At 59.3% G+C, this 18,035-nt stretch carries 15 protein-coding genes (1 of these 15 cut by a window edge); 8 read left to right on the top strand and 7 right to left on the bottom strand.

Annotated features, from left to right (window positions below; genetic code table 11):
• The first annotated feature begins 198 nt into the window (after positions 1-198).
• Positions 199-1,968 carry a M4 family metallopeptidase gene (locus IU367_RS17590; RefSeq protein WP_043142062.1) on the top strand — a complete coding sequence of 590 codons (1,770 nt, stop codon included), beginning with the start codon at positions 199-201 and terminating at the stop codon, positions 1,966-1,968.
• A gap of 51 nt (positions 1,969-2,019) precedes the next feature.
• Here IU367_RS17590 and IU367_RS17585 read toward each other — a convergent pair whose 3' ends face one another.
• Positions 2,020-2,919, bottom strand: coding sequence for a LysR family transcriptional regulator (locus IU367_RS17585; protein ID WP_043142060.1), 900 nt, complete (start codon positions 2,917-2,919; stop codon positions 2,020-2,022).
• Between the two features lie 209 nt (positions 2,920-3,128).
• On the opposite strand from IU367_RS17585, the gene mdtH reads away from it, so the two are divergent.
• The gene (gene mdtH, locus IU367_RS17580) at positions 3,129-4,322 is read left to right on the top strand and encodes a multidrug efflux MFS transporter MdtH (RefSeq protein ID WP_098980680.1); all 1,194 of its coding nucleotides are present in this window, start codon (positions 3,129-3,131) and stop codon (positions 4,320-4,322) included.
• An 89-nt stretch (positions 4,323-4,411) separates the two neighbouring features.
• Here mdtH and IU367_RS17575 read toward each other — a convergent pair whose 3' ends face one another.
• The 3 genes from IU367_RS17575 to aspA form a co-directional block, all read right to left on the bottom strand.
• Positions 4,412-5,497, bottom strand: coding sequence for a porin (locus IU367_RS17575; RefSeq protein WP_274452579.1), 1,086 nt, complete (start codon positions 5,495-5,497; stop codon positions 4,412-4,414).
• Between the two features lie 200 nt (positions 5,498-5,697).
• Positions 5,698-7,017, bottom strand: a complete 1,320-nt coding sequence (locus IU367_RS17570; RefSeq protein ID WP_274452578.1) for an anaerobic C4-dicarboxylate transporter — start codon at positions 7,015-7,017, stop codon at positions 5,698-5,700.
• Positions 7,018-7,144: 127 nt separating this feature from the next.
• Positions 7,145-8,587, bottom strand: a complete 1,443-nt coding sequence (gene aspA, locus IU367_RS17565; protein ID WP_043142053.1) for an aspartate ammonia-lyase — start codon at positions 8,585-8,587, stop codon at positions 7,145-7,147.
• 451 nt (positions 8,588-9,038) lie between these two features.
• Here aspA and IU367_RS17560 point away from each other — a divergent pair, with 451 nt between their 5' ends.
• Entirely contained in the window at positions 9,039-9,515 is a 477-nt protein-coding gene (locus IU367_RS17560) for an FxsA family protein (protein ID WP_274452576.1), read from the top strand.
• A gap of 24 nt (positions 9,516-9,539) precedes the next feature.
• Here IU367_RS17560 and IU367_RS17555 read toward each other — a convergent pair whose 3' ends face one another.
• Positions 9,540-10,892 (bottom strand): MATE family efflux transporter, encoded by a 1,353-nt coding sequence (locus IU367_RS17555; RefSeq protein WP_420796486.1) that lies wholly within the window; start codon positions 10,890-10,892, stop codon positions 9,540-9,542.
• 233 nt (positions 10,893-11,125) lie between these two features.
• Here IU367_RS17555 and IU367_RS17550 point away from each other — a divergent pair, with 233 nt between their 5' ends.
• From IU367_RS17550 to IU367_RS17530, 5 genes are all read left to right on the top strand, one after another.
• Complete coding sequence (locus IU367_RS17550; RefSeq protein WP_005318973.1) at positions 11,126-11,419, top strand: co-chaperone GroES; 294 nt, start codon at positions 11,126-11,128, stop codon at positions 11,417-11,419.
• A 39-nt stretch (positions 11,420-11,458) separates the two neighbouring features.
• Positions 11,459-13,093, top strand: a complete 1,635-nt coding sequence (gene groL, locus IU367_RS17545) for a chaperonin GroEL (protein ID WP_043554921.1) — start codon at positions 11,459-11,461, stop codon at positions 13,091-13,093.
• 96 nt (positions 13,094-13,189) lie between these two features.
• Positions 13,190-13,687 (top strand): putative pterin-binding protein, encoded by a 498-nt coding sequence (locus IU367_RS17540; protein WP_274454393.1) that lies wholly within the window; start codon positions 13,190-13,192, stop codon positions 13,685-13,687.
• 23 nt (positions 13,688-13,710) lie between these two features.
• Positions 13,711-15,642, top strand: coding sequence for a putative bifunctional diguanylate cyclase/phosphodiesterase (locus tag IU367_RS17535; protein WP_098980676.1), 1,932 nt, complete (start codon positions 13,711-13,713; stop codon positions 15,640-15,642).
• 58 nt (positions 15,643-15,700) lie between these two features.
• A complete protein-coding gene (locus IU367_RS17530; RefSeq protein ID WP_080741189.1) occupies positions 15,701-15,889 on the top strand; it encodes a hypothetical protein in 189 nt (62 codons plus the stop codon).
• Between the two features lie 57 nt (positions 15,890-15,946).
• Here IU367_RS17530 and rluA read toward each other — a convergent pair whose 3' ends face one another.
• Together rluA and rapA are read right to left on the bottom strand one after the other, a co-directional pair.
• Positions 15,947-16,603 (bottom strand): bifunctional tRNA pseudouridine(32) synthase/23S rRNA pseudouridine(746) synthase RluA, encoded by a 657-nt coding sequence (gene rluA, locus IU367_RS17525; protein ID WP_098980675.1) that lies wholly within the window; start codon positions 16,601-16,603, stop codon positions 15,947-15,949.
• Positions 16,604-16,712: 109 nt separating this feature from the next.
• A protein-coding gene (rapA, locus tag IU367_RS17520) for an RNA polymerase-associated protein RapA (protein ID WP_241280520.1) crosses the window boundary here: on the bottom strand, positions 16,713-18,035 show its end. 1,545 nt of this gene lie beyond the right edge of the window; 1,323 of the gene's 2,868 nt are visible here — the last part of the coding sequence; its start codon lies beyond the right edge, outside the window; it ends in the stop codon at positions 16,713-16,715.

Here is an 18,035-nt window from a genome sequence, read left to right as displayed (position 1 = left end):
ATTCTCCACCCTTTTTTAGCGTCATTCACTGCCTTTGGTTATGTTTTCGCTACCAAACATATGAAACAGCAGATCCTGCTGCCGGTTCGTGCTGCGCTGTCACATATGACAGGCAGCAATTTCGATCGTGCCAACTAGTGTAGGAACGCCGGGCAACGGACCCGGCGTGCAATCTTCATCGACTTAAGGAAAGACGAGATGAACAAAGTCTATTTGGCCGTGGTATTGGCCTGCTGGGGAAGCGCAGCCTTGGCTGCAGAACAGGTTGACGTACATCAGGTGGCGGGCATTCAGGGGGCACCGAGCGGTGCCGCTGGGGTGAGCGCGCTGGCCGGGGATGGCGAGTTTCGTCAGGTGCGGGCGGTCAAGCTGCCCAATGGCCAGCAGCGGGTGCGCTATGAGCAGACCTGGCACGGCATCCCGGTCTGGGGCCAGGTGCTGGTGGCCGAACAGTCCCTCGGTGGTCAGATAAGCCAGGTCTCCGGCCAGATCCTGCGCCAGATCGATGCCGACGTGGCCAGCCCGACCGCCGCCCTGTCACCGGCCGATGCCGCTGGCAAGGCCCGTGCCGGGGCCAAGGGTAGCAACGAGCGGGTCAAGCTGTTCGTGATGCAGGATGAGGCCGGTCAGGCCCGTCTGGTCTATCTGGTATCCTGGCTGGCGGCAAGCGAGCAGCCGAGCCGTCCCTTCGTGGTGATCGATGCCCAGAGCGGGGCCGAGCTCAAGCGCTGGGAGGGGATCAACCACAAGGACGCCACAGGCCCGGGTGGCAACGTCAAGACCGGCAAATACTTCTACGGCTCCGACTTCGGCCCCCTGCTGGTGGACGACAGCTGCCGCATGACCAGCCCGAACGTGGACACGGTCAACATGAATCACGCCACCACGGGTGGTGCCGTACACCAGTTCACCTGCCCGGAGAACACGGTCAAGGAGATCAACGGTGCCTACTCGCCACTCAACGATGCCCACTACTTCGGCAACGTGGTGTTCGACATGTACCGCAACTGGTACAACACGGCGCCGCTCAGCTTCAAGCTGAAGATGCGGGTGCACTACAGCCGCAACTACGAGAATGCCTTCTGGGACGGCAGCCAGATGACCTTTGGCGATGGCGCCACCACCTTCTACCCGCTGGTGAGCCTGGACGTAGCCGCCCACGAGGTGAGCCACGGTTTCACCGAGCAGAACTCGGGCCTGGTCTACTCGGGCCAATCGGGCGGCATCAACGAGGCCTTCTCCGACATGGCGGGGGAAGCGGCTGAAAATTACATGAAGGGCAGCAACGACTGGCTGGTCGGGGCCCAGATCTTCAAGGGCAACGGCTCGCTGCGCTACTTCGAGGATCCGACTCGTGATGGCAGCTCCATCGGTCATGCCAGCGATTACTATGACGGCATCGACGTGCACCACAGCTCGGGTGTCTACAACCGTGCCTTCTATCTGCTGGCCAACACCAGTGGCTGGAATACCCGCAAGGCCTTCGAAGTGTTCGTGCTGGCCAACCGTCTCTACTGGGGCGCCAACACCACCTACGATCAGGGCGCCTGTGGCGTGACCAAGGCGGCCACCGATCTGGGCTACAGCCTGACTGACGTGGCAGCAGCCTTTACCACGGTCGGGGTCAACGCCTCCTGCGGTACCACACCGCCACCACCGGGCAGCGTGCTGCAAAACGGGGTCCCGGTGAGCGGGCTCTCCGCCGCCAAGGGTGGCAAGGTGAACTTCACCATCGACGTTCCGGCCGGCAAGAGCCAGCTGGTAGTCGCCAGCAGTGGCGGCACAGGCGATGCGGATCTCTATGTGAAGTTCGGGGCGCTGCCGACCGGCACCAGCTATGACTGCCGCCCCTACAAGAGTGGCAACACCGAGACCTGCACCCTGAATTCGCCCAAGGCGGGTACCTGGTATGTGCAGCTGAGCGGCTTCAGCGCCTTCTCCGGGGTGACCCTCAAGGCGACCTACTGATCCCTGCTTGATGTGACCTAGCGTTTGGCGCCGGACTTGTCCGGCGCTTTTTTATGCGGGTTTGCCAGACCAGCGCCGGGCCAGGGTGCGAGCGGCTTCCAGCACCCGCTCCTTGGCGGGGTTGGGCCGCTTGCCGCTGCGCCAGGCCATCATGACATCCCAGTGATCCTGCGGCAGATCCACCACATCCAGCTGGACCAGGCGGCCAAACTCCAGGTCCCGGCTGATGGCGAGCGCCGGCATCAGTGTGATGAAGCCGTGCTCCAGCGCCAGTTCCCGCGCCGCGCTGGCGGGCTGGATGGCGTGCAGCGGGCTCGCCACCTGGCGCAGCAGTCGCAGTTGCAGGATCAGCTCGTCGCAGCCTGTGCCCCACTGCTGGGGGGCCAGCCGTTCGTTGGCTATGTCCTGCAGGGTCAGCCCCTGCCGCCCGGCCAGCGGATGGGTGGCGCAGGCCACCGCTATGATGGGGGAGCGGTAGAGCAGTTCGAGCTGGATGCCGGCGATGGCCGGGCATTTGAGGATGAAGCCGACGTCTGTCTCACCGGTCAGCAGCTCCTGCATTATGATGCCGGAGTGATCCGTGTTGCAGCGGATCTCGAACGCTTCATCCACCAGCGCCAGCAGCAGGGGGCCAAACACCACTGTGGTCAGGGAGGGCAGGCAGGAGAGCTTGATGCGGGGCAGGGCAGGCGCCCCCTGCATCGCCAGGCGTCCCCCTTCCAGTGCACTCAGGGCTGCCGCCGCCGCAGGCAGAAACTGCTCGCAGGCTGGGGTGGGCGTGGCGCCGCGTCTGTGGCGGCGAAACAGGGGTTGTCCCAGCGCCTGTTCCAGCACGGCGATCCGCTGGCTGACCATGGGTTGCGACCAGCCGCGAATGGCCGCCGCCTTGCTGAAGCTGCCGCGATTGACCACATCCAGTAGTAATTGCAAGTCATCCAGAGTCATAGCCATAACGTAATCCAATATGAAATATAGCCAGTTGTCGGCTACCACTATATCTGGTGGCCTTCCAGAATAGCAGTATCAATCGTTGTGCATTGGCATATTGCCATGCCGGGTCAGAGGGTTGCAGTCACCCTTGACCCGGTTTGGCGACGGCGTCATCCGGGCGATGAGACGAGCGAGTTGGATGTCATTAGCGAAGCAGGGGTCAGGCAGTCATGGTAGAGCGGGCGAGGCGGTTGGGGCGGTGGTTTTTGGCGTTGGATTCCCTCTTGGTGATCCTGGGTTTTTTCGTGGTGATGCCCATGATCAGCCTGCGCTTCGTGGATCAGCTTGGCTGGGCGGCCGGGGTGGTCGGTCTGGCGCTGGGGCTGCGTCAGCTGACCCAGCAGGGGTTGGGGGTGCTGGGGGGATCGCTGGCGGACAAGTTTGGCGCCCGGCCACTCATAGTGGGCGGCATGTTGTTGCGGGCCGCGGGCTTTGCCAGTCTGGCCTATGCCCAGAGCGGGCTTGAGCTGATCCTCTCCTGCATCATCTCGGGGTTGGGGGGCTGTCTGTTCGACCCACCCAGGGCCGCCCTGGTGATCAAGTTCACCCGTCCGCGCCAGCGGGGTCGCTACATTTCCCTGTTGATGATGCTGGAGAGCGCGGGCGCCGTGGTGGGGGCTCTGCTCGGCAGCTGGCTGCTCAACTTCGACTTCGAGTATGTCTGCCTGCTGGGGGCCGGTCTGTTTGTCTGTGCGGCCCTGTGCAACCTGCTGATCCTGCCGCCCTACAAGCTCTCGCAGCGGCCGACGCCGATCCGGGCCGGCCTCGGCCAGGTGCTGGCGGACAAGGCCTTCTGCCGGCTGGTGCTGATCCTGAGCGGCTACTACGCGCTCTGGGTGCAGGTGATGCTGATCTTCCCCATACTGGTGAAACAGATGGCGGGCAGCACCACGGCGGTGGGCTGGATGTATACCTTGGAGACCGCCATCTCGCTGGCGCTGCTCTACCCTCTCGCCCGTTATGGCGAGAAGCACTTCAAGCTGGAGAGCCGGCTGATGGCGGGCGTGTTGCTGATGACGGCCGGTATCGGGCTGGTGGCGTTTGCGACTACGTTGCCCGCCGTCTTCATGCTGCTTGCCTGTTTCTATCTGGGGATCGTCATCGCCGAGCCGGCGCGGGAGACCCTCATGACCAAGCTGGCGCAGCCGGGCGCGCGTGGCAGTTACATGGGCTTCAGCCGGCTGGGGCTGGCGCTCGGTGGCATGACGGGATACGTGGGGGGCGGTGCCCTGCATGATTACGCCAATGCCCAGGGGCAGCCCTGGTTACCCTGGCTGGTGCTGGGGACGGTCGGCGTGACGACCTTGCTGCTGCTGGTGAACTGCTTTCACCGCGAGCCGAGTCTGGCGCGGGTCAACATCTGACAGGCAATAAAAAAACCGGCCGCAGGGCGGCCGGAAGTAATTCAAACAGTAGACATTGGTATCACAGGGTATAACTGACTTCCAATTACTTAGAAGTTGTACTGCAGGGCCACGGCGACCACGTCGTCGGTGTTTTTGCCCAGCGAGTTGGTGTGGGTACCGTTGACGTTGTCCAGCAGGTTGATCTTGTAATCAACATAGGCGTTGAAGTTGTCGGTGAAGTTGTACCAGGCACCGATGGATACGTATTCGGTGGCGGTGTCATCGATACCGCGAGCATTGTCCTTCACGTCGGTGCGCAGGTAGGCCAGAGACGGCTTGAACTTGCCAACTGTGTACTGGGCCACGGCTTCGTAGCCATCCATCTTCTCGGCGTAGCCGTTGTTGACGAACAGGTGGTCTTCACCGTGGGAGTAGGTCGCGGCCAGGTAGAGATCGCCGGCTTCGTACTTGGCGCCCACGCCGTACAGCTTGGCATCGCGGTCGCCACCGAAGGCGGCGTTGTCAGCCTGCTCGTCGGTCTTGCCAGCCTGGTTATAGGCGGCACCCAGACTCAGACCCATGTCGAAGTCATAGTTGGCGGACAGGGCGAAGCCTTCAGCAGACCCTTCAGAATTCCAGTTGCTGTTCGGGCCGTGAATCACGGAACGGTCGGCGTTCTGCGGATCGTTGTTGCCGGTGAACTGGGCACCCAGGGTCAGACCCTGATAGGTGTAGATGTACTGGGCCAGGCCGTTGGTACGGCCGGTGCCGAATACTTCGGTGTCTTTACCCAGGCCGTCACCGCCCCACTCAGGCAGCACGTCTGTGTAGTTGTTCACGGCTTTGGTGAACAGACCATCCTGACGGCCATAGCTGAAGGCACCGAAACGATCGTGCTTGATGCCGGCGTAAGCCAAACGCAGCTCGTCGTTGTCGGAGCCGGAGACCGGCAGGTTGTATTCAGCGAAGCCGAACGCGGTCAGCTCGTTGTCGATCTTGGTTTCGCCGCCAACGTGCAGACGGAAGTAGCTCTGATCACCTTCGGCGCCGTTGTCATCGGTACCGTAGTACATGCCTTGAGCACGGCCACCGATCTCGAGTTTGGTGCCATTCTGGTCATAGACGGTAGCGGCTTGCGCACCACCGGCCAGCAGCACGCTGGAGATGGCCATAGTCAATGCGGTCTTTTTCATTGTTCATTCCTCTGGTGTAAACACTGTCGGACCTGTGCTCGGCCCTGTTGATCGGTCTCTGTTCCGATGCCCCAGAGTAGATCTGCGAACCTTGATAGAAACTGAAGCGCATGAGGATTAATTAATGATTTGACGTAAAAACGAGGCATAAAAAACGGCCCAGAGCGGGCCGTTTGAAGGTTTATGGCATGAAATGCTGATCAGAGTATCAGACCGCCGAAGAAGAAGCCCAGTGCCACGGCGAAAGCGATAGTTGCTGTGCCGGGGATGAAGAAGGGGTGGTTGAACACGGCCTTGCCGATGCGGGTCGAGCCTGTGTCGTCCATCTCGACCGCGGCCAGCAGGGTCGGGTAGGTCGGCAGTACGAACAGGGCGCTCACGGCAGCGAACGAGGCGATGGCGGTCAGCGGGCTGACACCCAGTGCCAGTGCGGCCGGCATCAGAGCCTTGGTGGTGGCACCTTGTGAGTAGAGCAGCATGGCGGCGCAGAACAGCACCACGGCCAGCAGCCAGGAGTACTGGTTCAGCAGGTCGCCGGCGATCAGCTGTATGGTGTCCATGTTGCCTTTCACGAAGACGTTGCCCAGCCAGGCCACACCCAGTACGCAGATACAGGCGGACATACCGGACTTGAAGGTCGGCATGTTGGTCACTTGAGTGGCGTCCAGTTTGCAGACTAGGGTCATGATGGTGGCAGCAGCCAGCATGATGCCCATGATGGCACCGTCACGGGGGATCGGCGGATTGGCGATCAGGCCCACTTTGCCCGAGATGGCGGTGGCATAGGCCATGACGGCCACGATGGCGGCGATGAAGATCCAGACAGAAACCTTGGCGTAAGGCTTCAGCTCCAGCTTGGTGGTGCCACGCAGCTTGATCAGCCCCTTGGCTTTACGCTCCAGATAGACTTCATCCAGCTCCAGCGGTTTGCCCATCATGTTGGCAATGAAGGCGCCCAGGATACAGGCGAGGAAGGTGGACGGAATGCAGATGGCCAGCAGGGTCAGGTAGTCGACACCGAACGGCTCCAGCATGCCGGAGAAGGCAACCACGGCCGCGGAGATCGGGGAGGCTGTGATGGCGATCTGGGAGGCGACAACCGCGATGGAGAGCGGACGGGAAGGACGAATGCCCTGCTCCTTGGCCACTTCGGCGATCACCGGCAGGGTGGAGAAGGCGGTGTGACCGGTACCGGCCAGCATGGTCATCAGATAGGTGACTATGGGGGCGGCGAAGGTGATGTACTTGGGATTCTTGCGCAAGGCCTTTTCTGCCAGCGACACCAGGTAGTCCATGCCACCGGCCAGTTGCATACAGGCAATGGCACAGATGACGGACGCGATGATCATGATCACGTCCCAGGGGATGAAGGTGACCAGCTGGTCGCTCGGAATTTGTACCCCCAGACCCCAGGTCAGTACCAGCACACCCAGACCACCGGCAAAGCCGATACCGATACTGCCTATCCGGGCTCCCAGATAGATAGCGGCGAGCACGACAAGTAACTCGATAACAATCATAGTGAACACTCCATTTTCCAGTTTTTTTAGGTTTTATTTGGCAGAAAAGCCAATTCCCGATGGGGCTGGGTGAGACCGATCGGGAACTGACTTTATGGGCCGGGATAAACCCGGCCCATTTGCTCGCTTATACGGTGGCTTCGCGGGTGTAGCGCTTGGCTTTGTATTGCGGGTTCATCAGGTTCTCGATGGAGAGAATTTCATCCAGCTGCTCTGCAGTCAGCAGGCCGCGTTCCAGCACGACTTCACGGACGTTCTTGCCGGTCTGGGCGCAGATCTTGCCGACTATGTCCCCTTCGTGGTGGCCGATGAAGGGGTTCAGGTAGGTCACGATACCGATGGAGTTCAGCACGTGGTTCATGCAGATTTCCGGGTTGGCAGTGATGCCTTCGACGCACTTCTCGCGCAGGGAGATACAGGCTTTTTCCATCAGGCTCAGGGATTCGAACATGGCCTGACCAATCACCGGCTCCATGACGTTCAGCTGCAGCTGACCGGCTTCGGCGGCGAAGGTGATGGTGACGTCGTTACCGAATACCTTGAAGCAGCTCTGGTTGACCACTTCCGGAATGACCGGGTTGACCTTGGCCGGCATGATGGAGGAACCGGCCTGCATTTCCGGCAGGTTGATCTCTTTGAGCGCGGTGCGCGGGCCGGAGGAGAGCAGACGCAGATCGTTACAGATCTTGGACATTTTCATGGCCAGACGCTTGATGGCGCCGTGCAGCATCACGTAGGCGCCGCAGTCGGAGGTCGCTTCGATCAGATCTTCAGCCGGTACGTAGGCACGACCGGTGATCTCGGCCAGGCGCTTGATGGCCAGGGCTGAGTACTCGGGCGGGGTGTTCAGGCCGGTACCGATGGCGGTCGCGCCCAGGTTCACTTCCAGCAGCAGCTCCTGGCAACGCTTGATGGACTTGATCTCTTCACGCAGGGTGACGGCGAAGGCGTGGAATTCCTGGCCCAGAGTCATGGGAACCGCGTCCTGCAGCTGGGTACGACCCATCTTCAGGATGCTCTTGAATTCGGCGGCCTTGGCATCGAAGGCGGCGATCAGCGCTTCCAGCGCATGCAGCGTGGTGTCAGTGCTGTTCACCACGGCAACGCGAAAACCGGTAGGGTAGGCGTCGTTGGTGGATTGGCACTTGTTGACGTGGTCGTTTGGGTTGATGACGTCGTAACGGCCTTTCGCCAGACCCATGATCTCGAGGGCTATGTTGGCCAGTACTTCGTTGGTGTTCATGTTGACGGAGGTGCCGGCACCACCCTGATAAACGTCGACCGGGAACTGGTCGAAGCATTTACCGGTGTTCAGCATCAGGTCGCAGGCTTCTACGATCTTGTCAGCAATCTCAGGACGGATGGTGCCCAGTTCGCCGTTTGCCATGGCGGCGGCCTTCTTGGTCAGTACCATGCCGCGGACGAATTCCGGAACGTCAGAAATCTTCTGAGAGCTGATCTTGAAGTTCTCGACAGCGCGCAGGGTGTGCACACCGTAGTAGAAATGATTGGAAACTTCTTTGGTGCCCAGCAGGTCTTCTTCAATGCGGACGTTCTTGATGTCGCTCATTGTAATGCCTCAGAAATCAGATAAATGGAAACGATCCTCACCGAGTGGTCGCGAGTTCCTTACGCACGGCTCATCCTGAAGCACCACACATCGAGTGGGGCAGTTGGGGGCTTTTTTGCTCCCTTAATTACTGGCGTCGATATTACCTCAATTGAGGTATCTGATATTAGACCTGGATCACTAAATTTGAGACAACCTCAAATAACTTGTGGTCATTAAACAGATATTGCAATCGAACGATTTACTTTGACAGAACAAGGACTTCAATCACAGTCCAGCAGGCCGTTTTTTCTGAATATCCGGCGTTCTATCACCCTTCAGACTTGAAAAACGAGGGGGTACCCCCATTTTAATTATCAAGGACCTATATCATGGTGGGTTGGCAGCAAGATTATTTCGGTGGCTGCCACCGACCTGAGATTCATTCAAATTCACCCGCACTGAGGTTGTTATGGGCAAGTTATTTCTGTTGTTGGTCGGTCTGGTGCTGCTCGAGCTAACCGTGATGATCGAGGTGGGTTCCGTGATTGGCGCCTTGCCAACCGTCGGCTTGCTGGTGCTGACCGCCGTGATCGGGTCATCGCTGGTGCGCAGTGAAGGCATCAAGACCCTGCTCAATGCGCAGCAAAAGATGCAGCAGGGCGAGATGCCGGGCCGCGAGGTGATAGGGGGCATGATGCTGGCGCTGGCCGGCTTGCTGCTGATCATCCCGGGGTTTGTGACCGATATCTTCGGCATCCTGCTGTTGCAGCCCTGGCTGCGCAACAGGTTGGCCGACAAGCTGGTGGGCAGCGGTCAGTTCAGGATGCAGATGGGCGGTTTTCAGGCGCAGCAGCCTACGTTCGAGGCGCGTCCCGGCGAGGGACAACCGGGTGAGGCCAATCGTGGCGGGACCACCATAGAAGGCGAGTTTGAACGTAAAGAATAAACCTCAGTATTGAGACTGTGCCTGTCAGGGTCTGCCCTGATGGCACAGCCGTTCGAAGCGGTGACGGGCATACCACCAGGCCAGTATGCCCGCCGCCAGATTGGCCAGCAGTATCCCCAGATAGACCCCCTGTTCCCCACCCAGTTCCGCCCCCAGCCAGGCCCCTGGCAGCAAGAAGACAAACAGTCGCAACCCGTTGAACAGAAACGAGACGCTCGAGGCCCTGACACCGTTGAGCGCCGAGGCCAGCAGCATCACCATGCCCTGGAAGCCGTAACCTATGGGCACCAGATGCAGATAAAGGATGATGAGACGGACCACCTGCGGGTGATCACTGAACAGGTTGGCGATGAGTGGTGCCAGCAGCCAGGTCAGGCCGTAGACACCGAGTTGGAACAGCAGGGCGAAGCGCATGCAGAACTGCAGCGCCGCCTTGGCGCGGGCCGGGTTGCCCGCTCCGCAGTTTTGAGAAATGAAGGGGGCCAGCACGGAAGAGAGCGCCATCATCACGATCAGCAGCAAGGCTTCCACTCTCGATGCGGCGCCATAGGCGGCCACCACCTCGGTGCCCAACCCGGCGAAGATGGTCATCAGCACGGCATTGGCCAGCGGGTTGAGTATGTTGGTAAAGGAGGCCGGTACCGCCACGTGCAGCAGGGCGCGCCAGTGAGCCAGCAACTGCGGGCGCGGGGATAGGCGCCAGCGCAGCAGGCCTTCCCGATGGCGCAATATATAGAGGCTGACCAGCATGGCCATCAACCAGGAGATCGAGGTGGCAATGGCAGCCCCGCGGATCCCCCACTCGGGAAAAGGACCTATGCCGAAGATGAGCAGGGGATCCAGCACACCGTTGACCAGTCCCGCCACCCCCATCACCAGGCTCGGGGTCTTGGTATCCCCGGTGGCCCGGATGGCGGCATTGCCCACCATGGGCAGCGCCAGCAGAGGCACAGTGAGGTACCAGATAAGCATGTAGTCGTGGATCAGCGAGATGAGCTCACGGCTGGCCCCGAGCAGGGTGAAGAGGGGAACTATCGTCAGGGCGCCCAGTACGGAGAGCAGGGTGACCAGCACCACGGCTAGGAACAGGCTGTCGGTGGTGATGCGGGCGGCCTCGTCATGCCGGCCCTGGCCGAGCGCGTGACCAATCACGGCCGAGAGTCCGGCCCCCAGCCCCATCGCCAGCGAGGTCACCACGAAGGTGACCGGGAACGTGAAGCTGATGGCCGCCAGCGCCTGGGTGCCCAGCATGCCGATGAAGAAGGTGTCGACCAGGTTGAAAGCCAGTATGGCGACTATGCCGAGTATCATGGGGCCCGTCATGCGCAACAACACGGACGTCATGGGGGCGGTCAGCATGGGATTGGGTCGGGTCACGGGCTCGTCTCTTGCATCTGGCGAAGTGCGTCCTGGCTGCAAGCAGCGCAAATCCGGTTTCCTGACCGGGACACGGGCGATTCATCGAAGATATTCATAGTACGTGAAAATATTTTTTTTGTATTTGCCCTTGAAGGGTTAACAAAAACGCCCCACATCAGAGGCATATCTAATTTGGCCAGGAATGGCCATTCCTCAAAGCAACACAGAGACTCATTTTGGGAGAGTTATCGATGAAAATTCGTCCACTGCACGACCGCGTCATCATCAAGCGCATCGAAGCTGAAGCCAAATCCGCTGGCGGCATTGTCTTGACTGGTACTGCGGCCCAGAAGTCCACCCGTGGTGAAGTACTTGCCGTGGGGACTGGCCGAATTCTGGACAATGGCGACGTCAAAGCCCTCGCCGTCAAGGTGGGTGACAAGGTGATCTTCAACGAAGGCTACGGTGTGAAGACCGAGAAGCTGGATGGTCAGGATGTACTGATCCTGTCCGAGACCGACATCCTGGCGATTGTCGAAGCGTAATTCACCCTTTTCCCCGAATTGATTTAAGGATTGAAGAAAATGGCAGCTAAAGAAGTCAAGTTTGGCAACGAAGCACGCATCAAGATGCTGGAAGGCGTCAACATCCTGGCCGATGCCGTCAAGGTCACCCTGGGCCCGAAAGGCCGCAACGTGGTACTGGACAAGTCCTTCGGTGCCCCGACCATCACCAAGGATGGCGTCTCCGTTGCTCGCGAAATCGAGCTGGAAGACAAGTTCATGAACATGGGTGCCCAGATGGTCAAGGAAGTTGCTTCCAAGGCCAACGATGCCGCCGGTGACGGTACCACCACGGCGACCGTACTGGCTCAGGCCATCGTCAACGAAGGCCTGAAGGCCGTTGCCGCCGGCATGAACCCGATGGATCTGAAGCGCGGCATCGACAAGGCCGTCATCGCTGCCGTTGCCGAGCTGCAAGTGCTGTCCCAGCCGTGTGCCGACAACAATGCCATCGCTCAGGTGGGTACCATCTCCGCCAACTCCGATGAGAAAGTGGGCAAGCTGATTGCCGAAGCCATGGATAAAGTCGGTCGTGATGGCGTCATCACGGTTGAAGACGGTCAGGGCCTGGACGACGAGCTGGCTGTAGTAGAAGGCATGCAGTTCGATCGCGGCTATCTCTCTCCCTACTTCGTCAACAAGCCGGAAACCGGTTCCGTCGAGCTGGATGATCCTTTCATCCTGCTGGTTGACAAGAAAGTGTCCAACATCCGCGAGATGCTGCCGGTGCTGGAAGGCGTTGCCAAAGCAGGCAAGCCGCTGCTGATCGTTGCCGAAGACGTGGAAGGCGAAGCGCTGGCTACCCTGGTGGTCAACACCATGCGCGGTATCGTGAAAGTGGCTGCCGTCAAGGCACCTGGTTTCGGTGACCGTCGCAAGGCCATGCTGCAGGATATCGCCATGCTGACCGGTGGTACCGTGATCTCCGAAGAAGTGGGGATGGAGCTGGAAAAAGCGACTCTGGAAGATCTGGGCCGTGCCAAGCGCATCGTCATCACCAAAGAAAACACCACCATCATCGATGGCGTGGGTGATGCTGCCCTGATCGAGAGCCGTGTGGCCCAGATCCGTCAGCAGATCGAAGATACCTCTTCCGATTACGACCGTGAGAAGCTGCAAGAGCGCGTAGCCAAGCTGGCTGGCGGCGTTGCCGTGATCAAGGTCGGCGCCGCTACCGAAGTCGAGATGAAAGAGAAGAAAGCCCGCGTTGACGATGCCCTGCACGCAACTCGCGCAGCCGTAGAAGAAGGCGTGGTTGCCGGTGGTGGTGTCGCGCTGGTGCGCGTCGCTGCCAAGCTGGCCAATCTGCGCGGTGACAACGAAGACCAGAACGTGGGTATCAAGGTTGCCTTGCGCGCCATGGAAGCACCGCTGCGTCAGATCGTCATCAACGCCGGCGAAGAAGCCTCCGTCATTGCCAACGCCGTGAAGAATGGTGAAGGCAACTTCGGTTACAACGCTTACACCGAACAGTACGGTGACATGCTGGCCATGGGTATCCTGGATCCGACCAAGGTGACCCGCTCCGCGCTGCAGTTCGCCTCTTCCATCGCCGGCCTGATGATCACCACAGAGTGCATGATCACCGAGCTGCCGAAGAAAGATACTCCTGCCATGCCTGACATGGGCGGCATGGGTGGCATGGGCATGATGTAATTCTGCCATGGTTACCAAACGGCTCGCTTTTGCGAGCCGTTTTTTTTTATGGCGACTAAACTGAGTCTATCGTTGGCAACTTTATCTGAGGTGAATATGCGTGTACTGGGTTTGATTACATTACTGTTTTCTCTGGCAATGCCAGCCATGGCCCTGGAGGCGCCGCAGGGACCCGTCATCTTGAAGGTGACCGGCAATGTGATGCCCGCCGAGGCGACCGAGGGGGTCGTTGCCTTCGATCTGGCCATGCTCAAGGCGCTGCCACAGCACGAGATAGTGACGAGCAACCCCTGGGTCGACAAACCGCACAAGTATGTGGGGCCCAAACTGGCGGATGTGCTGGCTGCCGTAGGGGCGGATGGCAAGGCCATTACTCTGACTGCATTGAACAGTTTCCAGATCAGGATCAACTGGGATAAGGTCAAACAATATGATCCCATTCTGGCCTGGCAGGATGACGGGGTTACCATGCGGGTACGGAATAAGGGGCCGCTTTGGTTTATTCTACCGCTGGATCAGTATCCTGAGCTGAAACGGTCAGAATTTACCGACATGATGATCTGGCAACTGAGTTCGGTTGATATCCAGCATTGATATAATGGTTTGCGGGAGTGCGGGTGAAAGCAAAGACCAAGGCGTGGCCTTTACTTGTGGTGCTTTATCTATCCATCCTGTTGTTCACGGGAAGTACCCTGTATTGCCTCGCGCAGATACAGAATGCGACCCGGGTGATGGAGAAATATACCTATGATGTCTCCTGGGCCCTGATGCAACTGCAGCTGGAGTTGGGGCGCTTCCTCAACTCCGTCGAGATCTATCATTATGGTGGTATCGATCACGACACCCTGATGCTGCGTTACGACATCCTCTGGAGCCGCACACCGATCCTGCTCAGTGGCCAGCTGCGCCAGAGCATGAAGGACAAGCAGAAGACACTGCGGCTGGTGCAGCTGATCGAAAGCAATATCCGCGAGATGGAGCCCAACATCACCCAGTTGAAGTCTGGCACGCCGGACTATCAGCAAATAATGATGCGACTGGCCCCCTTGCAGGAACCCCTTTCTTACTCCCTTGCGTCTGTCATGCAGAAGAACATCAACGTCTATTCGGGCAATGACAAGCGTTTCGGCCAGCTGCGCAATGCCCTGCTGTTCATGGTATCCGGCCTGGTGCTGTCGGTGATGCTGCTCAGTGGCCTGCTGATCCGCGAGGCTCGCCGGCACTTCCGTGCGGCACGGGTCGATCCCCTGACCGGGCTGGCCAACCGGCTGGCGCTGCTGGAGAAAATGGAGTCCTACGCGACCAAGGAGACACCGTTCGGGCTGGTGCTGGTGGATATCAACGATTTTCGCGATATCAACAGCAAGTTCGGCTACAACACAGGTGATTTCCTGCTGCAGGAGTTGGCAAAGAGGATCCGCAGCCTGTGTGAAAACGGCGAGTGGGTCGCGCGCCTGGGGGGCGATCAGTTTGCCATGATCCAGCGCGAGAGCAGTGATCTGCGGCAGGTGAGGGAGCTGGTGGCCCGTCTGCTCCATGCACTCAAGCAGGACATCATCATCGACAATTATCCGTTCCGGCTGGAGGTGGGGATCGGCATCGCCTTCTTCCCGATGGATAGCAAGTTGACGCAGGAGTTGCTCAGCCGGGCCGAGCAGGCGCTGTTCCACAGCCGCAAGACCCATGTCCCTTATGTCATCTATGACAATTCGCTGCTCAATGAGACGGCGCGTCGCAAGCATCTGGCCAGCGACATGATAATGGCGCTGGAGCACAACGCACTCGAGCTTTATTACCAGCCCATCGTCAATCTCGAAAGTGGCCGCTGCGAGGCGGTCGAAGCGTTGCTGCGCTGGCGCCACCCTGAATTGGGTTTCATTCCGCCCAATGAGGTGATCCAGGTGGCGGAAGAGTTCCAGCTGGCCGAGAAACTGGGCAGCTGGGTGCTGAATACCGCCTGTGAGCAGCTCTATCAGTGGCAGCAGCTCGGGCTGGTCGACTTGCAGATGTGCGTGAACATCTCGCCTGGCATGTACCAGCGCAACTTGTTGAAGTTGGTGGCCAAGGCCTTGATGGAGCACCATATCCCGGCTGCCAGTCTGGTACTGGAAGTGACGGAAGACACCACCATGCGCGAGGTGAAAAATTCCTTGCAGCTGATGCAGGATCTCAATCAGCAGGGGGTACAGCTGGCACTGGATGACTTCGGGACCGGCTACTCATCTCTCAGTTATCTGCAGAAACTGCCGGTCAGCAAGGTGAAGATAGATCGCTCTTTCATTCAGGGGATCGATACCTCGGTAGAAGCCTCGGAACTGGTCGCCAACATTTGCCGCATGGGCTCCATGCTGGGCAAGAGTCTGGTGTGTGAGGGAATCGAAACCCAGGCCCAGCTCGATGTGCTGCGCACCCTCACCGACATTCATCTTTACGGACAAGGCTATCTGTTCAGTCGCCCCGAGCAGGCAGAGAAGGTCTATCAGACCTTGTTGGAGATGGAAGAGCAGTGGCTGGAGCGGCGTCAACCCAACAAGACGTATTTAATTTAGCCAAAATGATTCATGTCTGGCACAGGATGGCCGATAGTCTTAGGGCAGGAGGTACACCATGGATATATCTAGTTCTGCATCAACGTCATTTGGTTCTGCTTTGCTGACAGCCAGTCTGGCCAAGAAACAGCAAACCCAGGATGGTGAAGCCGCATTGAAACTGCTCCAGACGGCGGCTCAATCAGCCCCGACCGCAGCGACATCGGCCAGCTCCACACTGGGGAGTAAAATCGATATTCGCGTCTGATCATAATGAAAAAGCCCCCATCAACTGATGGGGGCTTTTTTATGTCCACGATCTGGCCTATAGCGGAAAAGGTGCGGGAGCTTCAAAGGTCATCCGCTCGCCGCTGCGCGGGTGGCTGATGGTCAGCATGGCCGCATGCAGGTAGAGATGGGGGGCCGCCGCCAGCGCGTCCGGATGGGCATAGAGGTTGTCACCCAGTATGGGGTGCCCCAGCTCCAGCATATGGACTCGCAACTGATGTGAACGGCCTGTGATGGGGGTCAGCTTGATCAGGCTGTTGCCGTTCTCCACCTTCAGTTTCTGCCACAGGGTCAGGGCGTGGCGCCCCTCCTCAAAGTCCACCTTCTGTTTCGGACGGTTGGGCCAGTCGACACAGAGCGGCAGATCTACCTGACCCGAGTCCGCTTCCGGCTCGCCCCACACCCAGGCGAGGTAGTGTTTCTCGGTCTCCCGCTCGCGAAATTGCCGGCTCAGCTCCCGATGGGCATTGGGAGTAAGAGGGATGACAATGACGCCTGTGGTAGACATGTCGAGGCGATGGGCTGCCGCCGCCTTGGGGTGCTGCTGCTTCACCCGATGCAGGACGCTGTCTTCATTCTCGGGGCCGCGCCCGGGGACGCTCAGCAGGCCAGTGGGCTTGTTGACCACCATGATGTCCTTGTCCTTGAACAGGATATCGAGCCAGGGTTCCAGAGGCGGTGAGTATTCAAACATAAATGTCTCGCATCAGAAGGTGGGGGCAAGCCCCCATCGGTTATGGGTAACCACAATCATAAAGGGCATGGGATCCCGCGTGAGCCGGTCATGTCTCTTCAGTATCGCGTCAGTTATGGGTGACCACGATAAAGCGGATGGCATCCAGCTTGAGTTGGGTCTGATCGATCAGGTGGTGCAATTCTGCCTGCAGATTGCGCAGATAATCCAGTTCGCTGTCGCGCACGTTCGGGTTGACCGCCTTGAGTGCTTCGAGACGATCCAGGTCCTGCTGCAGGGTCTGCGCCATCTGGGCACGCGCCTTGTCGACAATCCCGGCTTTCAGCTCTTCGGCAATCGGCTGGCCCTTGCCAATCAGGCCGTGGATCACCGGCTGGGAAGCGGTTACCAGCTTACTGCCAAGGTGGCGGTTGACCGGGGTCAGCTGGCGGTTGAAGGCATCAAATGCCACCTTCTCACCCAGGTTCTGGCCGTTCTTGTCCATCAGCAGGCGAATTGGCGTCGGCGGCATGAAGCGGTAGAGCTGGGGATGAGCCGCAGACTCGGCCACGAAGATGAGCTCAAGCAGGATGGAGCCGACCGGCAGCGCCTTGTTCTTGAGCAGAGCCACCGAAGTGGCGCCGATCTCGGAGCCCAGGATGAGGTCGATGCCACCGCGCATCATGGGGTGATCCCAGGAGAGCAGCGCCATGTCATCCCGCGACAGTGCGGTCGGACGATCGAAGGTGATGGTCATGCCATCCTGGGGCAGGCCCGGGAAGCTGGAGACCAGCATGTGATCCCCCGGCGTCAGCACCAGAGCATTCTCGCCACGGTCATCCTGATTGACGCCGATCTCGTCGAACATCTTGAGCGCGAAGGAGATCATGCCGGTGTCATCGTCTTCGGCAGTCAGCTTGTCGACCAGTTGCTGCGCAGCCACGCCACCGCTGGAGTGGATCTCCAGCAGGCGATCGCGCCCCTGCTCCATGCGGGATTTTAGCGGCTCGTGGATCTCCCGTGTCCTGGCCAGAAGGGCATCCAGAGCGGCTTGATCACCCGTGTTGGCGGCAAGCAGTTCGAACAGCTCGTCACGCACGGCTTCAAATACCGGGCGGGCGGTCGGACAGGTCTGCTCGAACGCATCCAGGCCATCGTGGTACCAGAGCTGCAAGGCACGCTGGGCAGTTCCTTCCAGATAGGGAACGTGGATCTCGACGGTATTTTGCTGACCGATGCGATCCAGACGGCCGATGCGCTGTTCCAGCAGATCCGGGTTGAGGGGCAGATCGAACAGTACCAGATGACTGGCAAACTGGAAGTTGCGGCCCTCTGAACCTATCTCGGAACAGAGCAGCACCTGAGCCCCGCTCTCTTGCTGGGCGAAATAGGCGGAGGCCTTGTCTCGCTCCAGAATGGACATTCCTTCGTGGAATACTGTGCCGCGGATCCC

The sequence above is a fragment of the Aeromonas bestiarum genome, assembly GCF_028751155.1.
GTDB lineage: Bacteria > Pseudomonadota > Gammaproteobacteria > Enterobacterales > Aeromonadaceae > Aeromonas > Aeromonas bestiarum.
The sequence above is the reverse complement of the archived record's forward strand: the minus strand, read 5'-3'. Positions and strand labels throughout refer to the sequence as shown.

Coding starts and splice junctions, on each gene's coding strand:
- IU367_RS17590 (WP_043142062.1), top strand. CDS start 199: ATGAACAAAGTCTATTTGGCCGTGGTATTGGCCTGCTGGGGAAGCGCA.
- IU367_RS17585 (WP_043142060.1), bottom strand. CDS start 2,919: ATGGCTATGACTCTGGATGACTTGCAATTACTACTGGATGTGGTCAAT.
- mdtH (WP_098980680.1), top strand. CDS start 3,129: ATGGTAGAGCGGGCGAGGCGGTTGGGGCGGTGGTTTTTGGCGTTGGAT.
- IU367_RS17575 (WP_274452579.1), bottom strand. CDS start 5,497: ATGAAAAAGACCGCATTGACTATGGCCATCTCCAGCGTGCTGCTGGCC.
- IU367_RS17570 (WP_274452578.1), bottom strand. CDS start 7,017: ATGATTGTTATCGAGTTACTTGTCGTGCTCGCCGCTATCTATCTGGGA.
- aspA (WP_043142053.1), bottom strand. CDS start 8,587: ATGAGCGACATCAAGAACGTCCGCATTGAAGAAGACCTGCTGGGCACC.
- IU367_RS17560 (WP_274452576.1), top strand. CDS start 9,039: ATGGGCAAGTTATTTCTGTTGTTGGTCGGTCTGGTGCTGCTCGAGCTA.
- IU367_RS17550 (WP_005318973.1), top strand. CDS start 11,126: ATGAAAATTCGTCCACTGCACGACCGCGTCATCATCAAGCGCATCGAA.
- groL (WP_043554921.1), top strand. CDS start 11,459: ATGGCAGCTAAAGAAGTCAAGTTTGGCAACGAAGCACGCATCAAGATG.
- IU367_RS17540 (WP_274454393.1), top strand. CDS start 13,190: ATGCGTGTACTGGGTTTGATTACATTACTGTTTTCTCTGGCAATGCCA.
- IU367_RS17530 (WP_080741189.1), top strand. CDS start 15,701: ATGGATATATCTAGTTCTGCATCAACGTCATTTGGTTCTGCTTTGCTG.
- rluA (WP_098980675.1), bottom strand. CDS start 16,603: ATGTTTGAATACTCACCGCCTCTGGAACCCTGGCTCGATATCCTGTTC.